The sequence below is a fragment of the uncultured Roseibium sp. genome, assembly GCF_947494555.1.
Lineage (GTDB): Bacteria > Pseudomonadota > Alphaproteobacteria > Rhizobiales > Stappiaceae > Roseibium.
Genome location: NZ_CANLVF010000007.1, coordinates 285,428 through 298,059, shown reverse-complemented (window position 1 = coordinate 298,059; position 12,632 = coordinate 285,428). Strand labels below are relative to the sequence as shown.

General features: G+C 57.2%; 10 protein-coding genes. 8 read left to right on the top strand and 2 right to left on the bottom strand.

Going from position 1 to position 12,632, the window contains the following annotated elements; all coding sequences use genetic code 11:
* Positions 1-87: 87 nt before the first annotated feature.
* The 4 genes from Q0915_RS28690 to Q0915_RS28675 all read left to right on the top strand — a co-directional run bounded on the left by Q0915_RS28690 (position 88) and on the right by Q0915_RS28675 (position 5,511).
* The gene (locus Q0915_RS28690; RefSeq protein WP_299482604.1) at positions 88-1,188 is read left to right on the top strand and encodes a TRAP transporter substrate-binding protein; all 1,101 of its coding nucleotides are present in this window, start codon (positions 88-90) and stop codon (positions 1,186-1,188) included.
* 76 nt (positions 1,189-1,264) lie between these two features.
* The gene (locus Q0915_RS28685; protein WP_299482607.1) at positions 1,265-2,299 is read left to right on the top strand and encodes a TRAP transporter small permease subunit; all 1,035 of its coding nucleotides are present in this window, start codon (positions 1,265-1,267) and stop codon (positions 2,297-2,299) included.
* Between the two features lie 21 nt (positions 2,300-2,320).
* Positions 2,321-4,987, top strand: coding sequence for a TRAP transporter large permease subunit (locus tag Q0915_RS28680; protein WP_299482610.1), 2,667 nt, complete (start codon positions 2,321-2,323; stop codon positions 4,985-4,987).
* A 125-nt stretch (positions 4,988-5,112) separates the two neighbouring features.
* A complete protein-coding gene (locus tag Q0915_RS28675) occupies positions 5,113-5,511 on the top strand; it encodes a GFA family protein (protein ID WP_299482613.1) in 399 nt (132 codons plus the stop codon).
* A gap of 36 nt (positions 5,512-5,547) precedes the next feature.
* Here Q0915_RS28675 and Q0915_RS28670 read toward each other — a convergent pair whose 3' ends face one another.
* Both Q0915_RS28670 and Q0915_RS28665 read right to left on the bottom strand, forming a co-directional pair.
* Positions 5,548-6,282, bottom strand: coding sequence for a response regulator transcription factor (locus tag Q0915_RS28670; RefSeq protein ID WP_299482616.1), 735 nt, complete (start codon positions 6,280-6,282; stop codon positions 5,548-5,550).
* Between the two features lie 22 nt (positions 6,283-6,304).
* On the bottom strand, positions 6,305-8,257 hold the full coding sequence (locus Q0915_RS28665) for a PAS-domain containing protein (RefSeq protein WP_299482620.1): 1,953 nt from the start codon (positions 8,255-8,257) through the stop codon (positions 6,305-6,307).
* A 186-nt stretch (positions 8,258-8,443) separates the two neighbouring features.
* Here Q0915_RS28665 and Q0915_RS28660 point away from each other — a divergent pair, with 186 nt between their 5' ends.
* The 4 genes from Q0915_RS28660 to Q0915_RS28645 all read left to right on the top strand — a co-directional run bounded on the left by Q0915_RS28660 (position 8,444) and on the right by Q0915_RS28645 (position 12,623).
* The gene (locus Q0915_RS28660) at positions 8,444-9,754 is read left to right on the top strand and encodes an extracellular solute-binding protein (protein ID WP_299482623.1); all 1,311 of its coding nucleotides are present in this window, start codon (positions 8,444-8,446) and stop codon (positions 9,752-9,754) included.
* A 125-nt stretch (positions 9,755-9,879) separates the two neighbouring features.
* Positions 9,880-10,767 carry a sugar ABC transporter permease gene (locus Q0915_RS28655; protein WP_299482626.1) on the top strand — a complete coding sequence of 296 codons (888 nt, stop codon included), beginning with the start codon at positions 9,880-9,882 and terminating at the stop codon, positions 10,765-10,767.
* A complete protein-coding gene (locus tag Q0915_RS28650) occupies positions 10,768-11,580 on the top strand; it encodes a carbohydrate ABC transporter permease (protein WP_299482629.1) in 813 nt (270 codons plus the stop codon). It begins immediately after the preceding gene.
* Positions 11,577-12,623, top strand: a complete 1,047-nt coding sequence (locus Q0915_RS28645; protein ID WP_299482632.1) for an NAD(P)-dependent oxidoreductase — start codon at positions 11,577-11,579, stop codon at positions 12,621-12,623. Before Q0915_RS28650 ends, Q0915_RS28645 begins: the two co-directional genes overlap by 4 nt.
* Positions 12,624-12,632: the final 9 nt, after the last annotated feature.

The following is a 12,632-nucleotide window of genomic DNA, read 5'->3' as shown; positions in this document are numbered from 1 at the left end:
AATTGATCTGTCCACTAGACATACGCCGAGATCGGTGCATGGTTGCAGTCCGATCGCAGTTCTTAGGTCCGATTAGGGAGGAAACTAATGGATCGTCGTTCGTTTATCAAAAAAGCTGGACTTGGTGTTGGCGGTGTTGCAGCCGGGTCCACACTGGCTGCACCGGCAATCGCGCAGGGCACGAAGGAAATGGTCATTGTATCGACCTGGCCGCGTGACTTCCCGGGCGTTGGTATTTCCGCCCAACGTCTAGCAGAGCGTATCGCACAGCTTTCCGAAGGTAAGATCAACGTCCAGTACTTCGCCGGTGGTGAGCGTGTTGGGCCGTTTGACGTGTTTGACGAAGTTGCATCCGGAAATGCGCAAGCCTATATCGGTGCGGACTACTACTGGAAGGGTAAACATCCAGGATTGGCCTATTTCACATCAGTGCCGTTCGGCCTGACTTATCCGGAAATGGATGCGTGGATTCGCTTCGGCGGTGGTCAAGAGCTCTGGGATGAGCTACAGGGCGAGTTCGGCCTGAAAGGTCTTGCTGCCGGCAACACCGGCTTCCAGATGGGCGGCTGGTTCAACAAGGAAATCGAGACGGCTGACGACCTCAAAGGTCTGAAGATGCGTATTCCGGGACAGGGCGGCGACGTTCTTGCCAAACTCGGCGCTTCAACCGTGTCGCTTCCCGGCTCTCAGATTTACGAAAACCTCGTGTCCGGTGCAATCGATGCGACGGAGTGGATTGGTCCGTTCAACGACTATTTCATGAAGTTCTACGAAGCTGCCAAATACTACTATGCTCCAGGTTTCCACGAGCCAGGATCACAGCTGTCCCTGACCATGAACAGAGACTTCTGGGATAGCTTGACCGACACAGAGAGAGCAATCATTGAAGCGGCGGCGACTGAAGAAAACGCCAAACAAATGGCGGAAACCAACGCCAAAAACCCTGAGTATCTCCAGAAGCTCATCAACGAGCATGGCGTGGAAGTCAAGATCTTCTCCGATGAGATCTATGACAGTTTTGGCGAAGCCTCGCAGGAAGTTATGGAAGAAGCACGCGATCACAGCCCGCTTGCTGGCCGGATCGTTGATAGCTTCCTTGCTGCGCGCAACTCTTATGGCGAATGGATGGCGATTGCGGACGTCGCCTACGTGAACCAGCGCAACCGAGTGCTTGGAGTCGGCGGGTAATCCAAGCCAACATTTGAAGAGAGGGACGGGAATTTCCCGTCCCATTTTACATTTGTCAGCAGAGGCATAGCCAACGATGACCGCCTTGAACACTGTTCAGGACGCGCCTTCGGACACGGCATCTAGTCGGGGGCCCACGTCAGATAGCGCACGTTTTTTCCGTCTATTTGGCTGGTCGATCTTAGCGATCACGGCAGCATTCCTGATCAACAACTATCTCACCTATTGGCAGGGCTTGCCCGGCATCAGTCCGCTGATTGGGGGGGCTGCGAATGGGTCTTTGCCGGTACTCTGGTCCTGGCTGCAGTTGCTGATCTACATTGCTTTCGTCTTGTGCGGTATTGCATATGTTTTGAAAAACAGCCGCACTTTGCGTGAAGACAGTGAACGCATCAGCAACATCAATACCTTTTTGATCAGGGCAGCTTTTTTTGCCGTTTTGATCGTTGGTCTGATCGACAGCGCTATCTCCTTTCTACGCGTTGAAGGCCTTCTGGCTGGTGTCGTAGGCGAAAATCTTGCGAATGAACTTGGCAAATCGCGATTTCGTGGTGCCTACGTCCATATGCCACTATTAGCTGTTTCGGTTATTATCGCTGCTTTCACCCGTACCATGGGCTTCACGTGGCTGGCGCTGCTTGTTGTCGCGGCGGAACTCCTGATCGTCATCGGCCGCTTTGTGTTTTCTTACGAACAGGCCTTTCTCTCGGATCTTGTCCGGTTCTGGTATGCGGCGCTGTTCCTGTTTGCCAGTGCTTACACCCTTAAAGAAGAAGGACATGTGCGCGTGGATGTGTTTTACGCCGGTATGTCCGCTAAGACGAAGGGCTACGTTAACGCCGTGGGTTCGGTGATACTTGGAATGTCGCTTTGTGTGGTCATTCTCGTGATCGGCATGGGCGGCAAACAGAACATTATCAACAGCCCGATTTTGGCCTACGAGACCTCGCAGGCAGGGTTCGGCCTTTACGTTAAATACCTCATGGCCGGCTTCATTGGTGTGTTCGCCGTGTCGATGATGATCCAGTTTGTCTCCTATTTCCTGGATGCTGTTGCTGACATACGCGGTGAACCCGGTGGCCGGGATCATGAAAACCACCCCGTAAACTAACGCCGGGCGAGATCTACTGAAATGGAACTCTTTTTCCTTCTTCTACTTGTTCTCCTGATGGCTTTGGCGTTGGGGTCCGGTTTCCCGGTCGCTTTCGCACTGCCCGGGTCAGCGATTCTGACGATCGGTATTGCTGCCGGCTCAGGATATCTCTTTTCAGGAGATGCAAATGCCTATTTTGCACATGGCGGCGCAGGGCAATGGCTGAGCGCAGGTGTTACCAATTTCCGGGGAATTTACTGGGAAGCCGAACGTGACACGCTGATCGCGATCCCGTTGTTTGTCTTCATGGGCATCATGCTGCAACGCTCGAAGATCGCCGAAGACCTGTTGGTTACCATGGCTCGGCTGTTCGGTCCGGTCCCCGGTGGTCTCGGTATATCGGTGGTGTTTGTGGGAGCGCTCCTTGCTGCAACGACCGGTATCGTTGGCGCAACCGTGGTTGCCATGGGGCTGATTTCGCTGCCGGCCATGTTGCGCAACAAATATTCCGTGCCGCTTGCAACCGGGACCATTGCCGCTTCCGGCACACTCGGGCAGATCATCCCGCCGTCTATCGTCCTCATCATTCTTGCCGATCAGCTTGCCAGTGCTGTTGATCAGGCAGGTTCCCTTCGTCAGTCCCTTTATAAGGCAAGCACCGGCGAAATCTCCATGCCGTCGGATTTCTCCGTGGTCTCGACAAGCGCCGGTGAAATGTTCCTCGGCGCGTTCCTGCCAGGACTGGTCCTTGTCGGCCTCTACATGCTGTTTATTCTCGGATTCGCGCTGATGAACCCGAAGGCCGCTCCGGCAGTGCATGAAGAAGGTACCTTCACACGCCAGTTTGCGGTCAAGGTCGTGATCACGCTGGTTCCGCCGCTTGCCCTGATCTTTCTGGTTCTGGGTTCCATTATCGCGGGTATCGCAACAGTGAATCAGGCCGGTGCGATCGGTGCCGTCGGTGCCATGATCATGGCCGGCTACCGGTTGCGTGACGGCGAAAAGGGTGCCTATTCGCCGGCGATCCTTGCCATCATCGCGTTGCTCGGTCTTGCGGTAATCATCAGTTTCATCGGTGCGGTCAACATCAAGCTGATCACGACCAGTCAGGACGTGCTTGGCCTCGTCCTTGCGTTGATTGCCGTCTCGCTGCTTCTTATCGCGATCTTCTGGTCGGGTTGGCGTACGCTGAAGCTGGAAGACACACTGCGCGGCGTGATGATCGAGACGGCGAAAACGACTTCGCTGGTCTTCATCATTCTGCTAGGCGCCGCGATGCTGACATCGGCATTCCGTGCTTTCGGAGGTGAAGAGCTCGTCAAGGACTTCCTGCAAGGCTTGCCGGGCGGGTTCTGGGCCCAGTTCCTGATCGTCATGCTGGTGATCTTCATACTCGGCTTCTTTCTCGACTTCATCGAAATTGCCGTGGTCGTGGTTCCGATTGTTGCCCCTATCCTGCTGGCGGATCCGTCCGCGAACGTGACTGCCGTCTGGCTTGGCGTGATGATTGGTCTGAACATCCAGACATCGTTCCTGACGCCGCCCTTCGGGTTCGCATTGTTCTATCTGCGAGGTGTCGCCCCCGCGGTCGTCAAGACGATAGACATGTACAAGGGCGTGATTGCGTTTATTGCGCTTCAGCTGGTCGCGCTTGGTATTGTCGGGTTCTACCCGCAGCTCGTGAACTACCTTCCCAACCGGTCTTCGCTGTTGTCCGAGACAGCACCGCCACCGAAAAATCCGCGCTTGCAATACTGCATGGAACAACTCATCTACGAGGACTTCCAGCAAAATGGCGATACGATCCTGGCGGCTATCGAGAAGGCAGAAAACGTCGACATGAGCTATCTGCCGGACGATCTGCAGGACGATCTTGCGGAAGGGTTCGAGAAAGCCAGAGAGGCCCTGCCGCTGATGCAGGCGATCCGCGAAGCGGAAAACGAGGTCGCGGCGGCTTCCGGCGCCTACAAGCCGATACACGTGGAGGTCCGTGCTCTTGAGCGTGATGCCCGGCGGATTGACGAGCGCATTGAAGAACTGCAGGTCATCGTCAATCGTTCGGGAGAGGGGGCCGTTTATACAACAGAGCAAGGTGAACGTGCCCAGGCCCGCATCGAGGCGCTGAAGGAGGAGCACGATGCGATCCTCGCCAATATCCCGGACAACTGGGAAGAGGTTTACGGTGCCTTTGCCGAAATCCAGAAGGCGGAGACCTCTGCGCGGCAGACCTACCGGCGCACCGTGGATCAGGCCTATGAACCGATCGTTGAGGTCAAGGCGATTCTGGCCGACGCTGATACCGTTGCCGGTTTCGGTCCGGAGCTTGAAGCTCTGAAATCTCAGGTGCCGCAGCTCGAGCCTGAGGCTGCAGTCGAAGCCATTGCCGCCATGCGATCGAAAGTGGGCGAAGCCGAGGGTACGAGCGACATCCGCAAGGGCCTGACGGAAGCGCGCAAGATCATGCGCAGCCGGCAACCCAATGCCGAAGAAGCACTCGCGGAAATCGACAAGTCGATCGCCGCTCTGGAAGCCGACCTTGCGTGGCGCCAGAAGGCTGCGACCGATTTGTTGCCGGCTCTTGAGGCCTATGACGCTGCGATCGTCAACAATGTCGGTCTTCGGCAGCAGGAGCGGCTGCCGAACGATATGGCTCTCGACGTTGCCGCCTGCCTGTCGGACCACAGGGACATCTCCCTGAGCTTCTAGGGCACCTGGCTCGTTCAAGATTGAAGGCGGGAAGTCTGTACTTCCCGCCTTTTTTGATTTCGCGATCCCCCCACACTAAGCTTCCGAGCTTGGGCGATCAGTTGACCGGGTATTGGGAGCGGCCGATGCGACGAAGCGGTAGTTGTCTTTGCGGGCAGGTGACTTTCTCAGCGGAGGCGATGCCGCGCCTGCAGGCATGTCATTGCTCCATGTGCCGAAAGTGGGTCGGCGGACCGTTCATGGCCGTTCCCTGCACGCATGCTGAGTTTGAAGGACCGGTTCAACGGTATGAGTCCTCCGACGGTTTTGAGCGTGGATTTTGTTCCGTCTGCGGCTCGAACCTCTTCTTTCACCCCGTCGACAGCGGCATCCACGGCATCCCGATCGGCCTCTTCGACGATCGGACAGAGCTTCCTTTCAAGGCGGAATTCTTTATCGACCAGAAGCCGGAGAATTATTCGTTTTCCGATGCGACGCGGAAGATGACCGGTGAAGAATTCGAACACAAATTCAGAAACGGCTGAACACGGCACCAAAGTCGTGCCGGATTCACGTCTTCGTCAGTTGCTCCAGGTCACGCCTGTCGCGAACATGTAGCCCGACCCGTAGATCGTTCTGATATGCGCCGCTTCATTTTTGCGATTGAGTTTCTTGCGCAGCCGGGAAATACGCACATCGATGGACCTGTCGAGACTTTCGTCCCTGCCGCCGTGTTCCAGCAGATAGTCCCGGGTCAGAACCCGTTTTGGAGCCCGCAGCAGCGCCTCGAGCAAAGTGGCTTCGCCGGTGGACAGAAAGGTCTCTTCGCCTTCGGGTGAAACCAGGCAGTGCGAAGAGGGACGATAGCACCAGCCCTCAAACCGGGCCTGGTCGACTGCGGCAGGTCCCGCGGACTGATCAGAGGACCTGCGCAGGATCGAACGGATCCTGGCAACGACCTCGCGGGGGTCGAACGGTTTGACAACGTAGTCGTCAGCGCCCAGTTCAAGTCCCATGACCCGGTCCGTTGAATGGCCACGGGCAGACAGGACGATGATCGGTACGGAGGATTTTCTCCGGATCTCGTTGATGAGCGCCATACCTTCCATATCAGGAAGTCCGAGATCGACGATACAGGCATCCGGTATGGTGTTTTCGAGCGCGGCCAGCATCGATTTTGCCGTCGAAAAGATTTCGCCGGTCATGTCGAACTGGGACATCGCCTCCTGCAACAACTGGCCGATTTCCGGCTCGTCATCGACGATGAAGACTGTCAGTTTCGCAGGCGGTGCGGAGCGTGTCTGCAAGTCAATCACTCACGTGTTCCAAATGGTGTGTCTAAGACAGGATTTTCCGGATTGTGTCGGCCAGTTGATCATCTGCGAATGGCTTCGCCAAGACCGGAAATTCACATTCCCGGTCATGACCTGCCAGATCCGACCAGTCCGCAAAGCCCGACATGAGCGCTATGCCGAGATCCTGTCTTTCGCGGCGGATTTCCCTTGCAAGGGCAAGACCGTTGGTCTGGCCCGGCATGATTATGTCGCTGAGGACACCCTTTAGCTCGGGCAGATCCCTGGCGAGGCTTCTTGCATCGTCCACGCTGGCGGCTCGCAGCACGGCGTATCCAAGGTTCTGAAGCTGATCGGTCACCGCAGTGGCAACATCGGGATCGTCCTCGACAAGCAGCAGCAGTTCGCCGGCCCCCGGTTGCGGGCCGGTGTCGCTTTCAAAACCGTCCGCCAGCGAACTGGACACGGCGACCTGATGAAAGGGCAGGAAGATTGTCAGACAAGTGCCCTTGCCAGGTTTGCTTTCGACCGTGATCGCGCCACCTGATTGCTGAACGAAACCGTACACCATAGAGAGGCCGAGACCACTGCCGGTTCCAAAGTTCTTCGTGGTGAAAAACGGTTCAAAAATCTTGAGTCGCGTTTCTTCATCCATGCCCGTTCCATTGTCCAACACAGCAATCCGGGCATACCGGCCGGCCGGAATGCCGAGATCATCGGCCTCCCGTTTGTCGATGTGACAGTCTTCGAGGGACATTTGCAGCGTCCCCCCCTCCGGCATGGCATCACGTGCATTGAACGCCAGATTGATCAGGGCTGTCTCCATCTGCGTCGGGTCGATGCGAGCGCCGATGCTGCAATCGGCGACGGTCGTTTTCAGCGCAATCGCAGACGGCAGGGAACCTTCAAGGAGACTGCCCGCGCTGAGCAGAACCTTTCCAAGGGAAACCGTCTGCGGGTCGATTGCCTTGCCGCGGCTGAAGGCGAGCAGGCGCTGGATCAGATCCGAACCGCGCTTCGTCGCCTCAAGCATGGGCGTCAGCTTCCTGTCGAGGTCATTCTTGTCCAGCGGTTCTTCCATCCGGCTGATGCTCAGGAGATTTCCCATAAGGATCGCCAGAAGATTGTTGAAGTCATGTGCAAGACCACCGGTCAGTTTGCCGACCGCGTCCATGCGCTGGGACTGGACCAGCGTTGCCTCAGCCTGTTTTTGCTCCGTCGCATCAAGCGACAGGACAAAGATACCGAGCGTGCGCCCGTCGGAAGTCATGTCTGGGATGAGGGTCGAGCGCATGTAGGCTCTTGAGCCGTCGGTTAGCTCTCGCTGATATTCGTAGCTGACGGCGTTGCCCTCGAAGGCGTGGTTGATGTGCGGCTCGAGTTCGGCAAACAGGTCCGCGCCGACGACGTCCGCCGCAGGGCGGCCGGCAATGGAGGCGACCGAATGACCGAACCAGTCGGCATAGCGTCTGTTGGCGAAGCGGAAAATCGGGCCCGGGGAGACGTAGGCGATGAGCGCCGGTATGTTGTCAGTGACAAGGCGCAGCCAGTCTTCACTTTGCTGGAGGGCACGCGTGCGCTCCTCCACGGTACGTTCCAGCTTTTCCTGGCGGCGCCGTTCTTCGGTAACGTCCGAGTAGATTGTAACGAAGCCGCCCTGCGGCAGCGGCGTTCCGGAGACGGCAATGATCTGCCCGTTGGGCCGAACCCTTTCAAAGAAATGCGGTTCGAACAATTTCGCGCGTTCGATCCGGCGGGCAATCTTGCCTTCGATATCGCCGGGGCCGTATTCGCCCCGTTCCGCATTCACCCGGATGAATGCTTCCAGATGGGAGCCCCGTTTGATGATATCGGGCGGCATGTCAAGCATGTCCGAAAGACCGCGATTCCATGCGACAAGGCGCAGGTCGCTGTCAAAGACGGTGAAGCCCTGATTGATGTGGTCAAGTGCAGCCTGCATCAGATCGAGCTGAATTTTCAGGTGTTCTGTCTCCTCCATGGAAAGCGAGACTAGATCAAAACGTTCAGAGACTGAACCGGAACCGCGTAATCCGAACGGTTAAGGGGTTGGTCGGCTGCGACGCGAATTTGGCGATTGATGGCAAGAAACGCCTTATGTATACGTTTACATGGCCTATGTAATCGTATACAGTTCCCAAACTGATGCTTCGATGGGAGGAGAGCCATGATGAAGTTTCTTGCCTTTGGTGCCGCATTTGGCGCGCTGGTCGCATTGCCGAGCTCACTGCTCGCGCAGACCGAAGTCGTTGTCTGGGTCGCAGGGGAACCCGGACAAACCACGATTTATGATGAGCTTGCGGACACTTTCAATGCCGACAATCCGGATGCCAAGATCACGGTCGTCAAGAATTCGTCGGACCTTTTCAATCCGGCTCTGGTCCCGGCATTGTCGGCTGGTGAAGGGCCAGACCTGTTTACGTTCGGAACCGGTCCGGGTCAGCCGGCTGCATTGATTGCTGGTGGTCTGGTCGCCGATCTGACAGATTCCTATTACGAGCACAACTGGGGTGAAACGATCCCGGAAGGGATCGTCGTCCAGACTTCGAGTGACGGAAAGCTATGGGCCTTCGGCAGTGAAGTCGAGACGACGGGAATGTTCTACAACAAGGCGATTTTCGCTGAGCACGGGATTGAAGTGCCGACGACATGGGCGCAGATGGAGGCAGCGGTCGCCAAGCTCCAGGAGGCCGGATACGACACGCCGATCGGTCTCGGTGCTGCCGACAAGTGGCCGATCTCGCATTGGCAATCGATGATGTTCGGCAGATACGCGGGACCTGAAGGCATCGAAGACGTCCTTTTCGGCGACGGCGAGTGGACGGATGCCCCCTTCGTTGCGGCCTCGGCAAAGCTTCAGGCAATGGGCGAGGCCGGCTGGTTCGGACCAACGCCGGTCGCAATTGGCTATGGCGAACTGATGGACCGTTTTTGGGCTGGCGAAGTTCCGATGACCTTCACCGGTCCGTGGGTCATCGGTGGCGGGATAGAAGCCGCAGGAGACAGGATCGGCGACTATAGTGTCTTTGCTGTCCCGCCGTTTGAAGAAGGTCAGAAAATCCACCCGACAAACTCCATCGGGAGTGGCTGGTACATTCGCGAGGGATCCGAGGCCACAGAAATCGCCGTGCGTTTCCTGAACAGCATGTTTCTCGACACAAAGGGTCGCGTTGCGCTGCTGAACGCGGGAACCGTCCCCGTCGGTCCTCTCGACGACGCCTTGGCACAAGCAGAGATGTCGCCTCTGGCAGTCGATATCTGGAAAACATCTGATGACCATGCCGCGAATGGAACCGTCCCGGCGTTCCTCGACACGATTACGCCCGGAAGCCTCACGACGGTCTCATATGACGGGCTCCAGGCACTTTTGCTGGACGTCATGACGCCGGAGGAGTTCACGTCCGAAATGCAAAGCGCCTGGGCTTCCTCCAAAGCGGCCGGCGAGATCATGCTCCCGGGCGGGATCGCGGAACGGTAGTCTTATCCGGCTGTGCGGCCCGCCTGTCTCCCTGGCAATGCGTCCAGCGGGGGCGGCGGACCGCGCTCGCTCGCTGCGGTGACGCTTCCTGAAATTGCCTGAAACCTGACCCCCGGAGTGGTTCGATGTTTCTCGATCCGGACTCGAAATGGGCACACAGGCTCAACCCTGTCCTGTTTCTCCTGCCTGCACTGACGATCTACATCGTCTTTGCGATTTATCCGACCATCTCGGTCATCGAGTATTCCTTTACGAGTTGGGATGGCATCAGCCCCGACCGTGAGTATGTCGGCCTTGCAAATTATACCCGGCTGTTCACGGACAAGATCTTCTGGGAAGCGTTCCGCAACACCTTTGTCTGGTCCGGTGTCATTATCGTTATCAATGTCGGCCTGGGGCTCGTCATTGCCGCCATGCTGGCGCGCGTCTGGAAAGCGCGCTTGCTGATCCAGACATGCATCGTGCTTCCCGTGGTCATTTCGCCGATGGCGGTCGCGACGATCTGGCGATGGATGTATCAGCCTTCGGGTGTCATCAACCAGATGCTGGAAACGATCGGCCTCGGCGGACTTGCGACACCATGGCTCGGCAGTCCGGAAATCGTCCTTTATGCCCTCGCGCTGGCCCACAGCTGGTCGACCATTGGTCTCAGCGTGATTATTTTCCTGGCCGGTCTGCAGGCCGTCGATGAAGACCTCTACGAAGCCGCCAAAGTCGACGGTGCAACGCCGGTGCAGGCATTTCGGTATGTGACGCTCCCGGCACTGCGTCCGGTGACTGCGGTCGTCTTCATCCTGACGCTGACACAGTCTTTCAAGGTCTTTGATCTCGTATGGGCAACAACGAAAGGCGGCCCGATCCGCTTCAGCGAAATTCTTTCGACCTACATGTACAAGCGCGGCGCGCTCGAAAACCAGTACGGGTACGGTTCGGCAATCGGTGTTTCGCTTCTTGTGATCGTGAGCGCAGCGACCATCCTCTACATGCAAATCCAGAACAGGGAGGACCGCTAGATGTATGGTCGCTGGATCCTTCTGTTCGCCCTGGGCGTCATTGCCGTGTTGATGGCATCGCCCCTGATCCTGACAGTTTTCACGTCGCTCAAGCCGTCGACCGAACTGGTGAACCCGGCCTGGTATCCTCCATTGAGCGTGACCTTCGAGCATTATGTCCGCGTCTGGACGGACGGAGGCTTCAGCCGGTATTTCTTCAACACGCTGCTGATCTCCGTGATCGATGCGGCTGTCATGATCGTGATTGCGTCGCTCGCTGCCTATGCGATGGTGTTCATCGAATTCAGGGGAAAGCTCGCGCTGCAGATCCTGTTTCTGATCGGCCTCATGATCCCGGTGACGGCGATTGTGCTGCCGCTCTTCCAGATCGTTCGATCCTTCGGGCTTTTGAATACGCATTTCGGTGTCATCCTTGCCGACCTTGCGCTTGCCGTCTCCGTATTCGTCTTCATGTTCACGTCCTATTTCGTGGGGGTGCCGAAAGCGCTTCATGAGGCAGCGCGCATCGACGGCGCGACGGAGTTCCAGATCTACCGGCGCGTGATCATGCCGATTGCCATGCCTGCCGTCGTGACGACAGCTCTGCTTGAATTCCTTTGGAGCTGGAATGACTTGCTCTTACGCCTGCTGCTTTTGACGCAGGACGAAATGCGTACCCTTTCAGTCGGGCTGCTCAACTTCCAGGGAACCATGACGCGCGACGTGACGGGGCTTTCGAGCGGCACGGTGATCATGGCGATCCCCGTCGTCATCCTGTTCCTGTTCTTTCAACGGCATTTCGTCCGCGGAATGACGGCGGGAGCAGTCAAATGAACCACAGCGTCAAAATGTCGAAGCCACTTCTTCTTATGGATCAGCATTTCAGGCAGGTCGAAGAACTTTTCCGTCCAAGCGTGTTTGCAACCCTTGGATCACTCTGCCGGATCGTCGGTGGCGTCAACTGGCAGATGGCGCGCGAAGACTTCCTGGACAATTTGCCGACTGCGCAGTTTGTTGTCGCGTCCAAACCGGAACTCGCACTTGCGGAAATCGAATCCGCACGCGACCTGCGTGCCGTGATCGAGGTCTCGGGCACGTTTCAGACGGGCCTCGACTACGATGCCTGTTTTGAGCGCGGTATCGAAGTCCTTTCCTGCGCGCCCGGCTTTCGACACTCGGTCGCGGAGATGACCCTCGGTTTGATGCTGGCCGGTGCACGCGGCATCGTCGAGGAGCACGAACGCTTTCGACAAGGTTCGGAGCGATGGCTGGACGACAATTTGGGAACCGACTTTTCCTTGTACGACCAGACCATCGGATTTGTCGGCTTCGGCTCGATTGCGCGTGAATGCGCGCGCTTGCTCGGCCCGTTCTCACCTCGCATCAAAGCGTTCGACCCATGGCTTCGCGCCAGAAGTGTGGAGGTCGGATCAGTCGAGTTTTGTGATCTGGAAGAGGTGGCAACGACCTGTCGCTGTGTTGTTGTCGCGGCGACGCCGACGGATGAGAACTACCAACTCGTTTCCAGGTCGCTGATCGAAAAAATGCCTCGCGGAACACTGGTTGTCGTCATCAGCCGCGCGCATCTCGTCGATTTTGCCGCTTTGGTCGAAGCAGCCGAAGAAGGCCGTCTTCGAGTGGCCAGCGATGTTTTCCCGCATGAACCTGTTTCCAGGCGCGATCCCCTGCGACAGGCAGGAAACGTTGTCTGGTCGCCGCATAGGGCTGCTGCTGTTGAAGGTGGCAGGCATCCGATCGGCGACATGATCCTTCACGACATTCAGTCGATCTTGGGTGGCAGGCCGGAGCGGCAACTACAGCCGGCTGCACCTGACACGGTGAGAAAGATCATTCGCGCACCACTGGCTGCGGATTAAGGGAGGAAA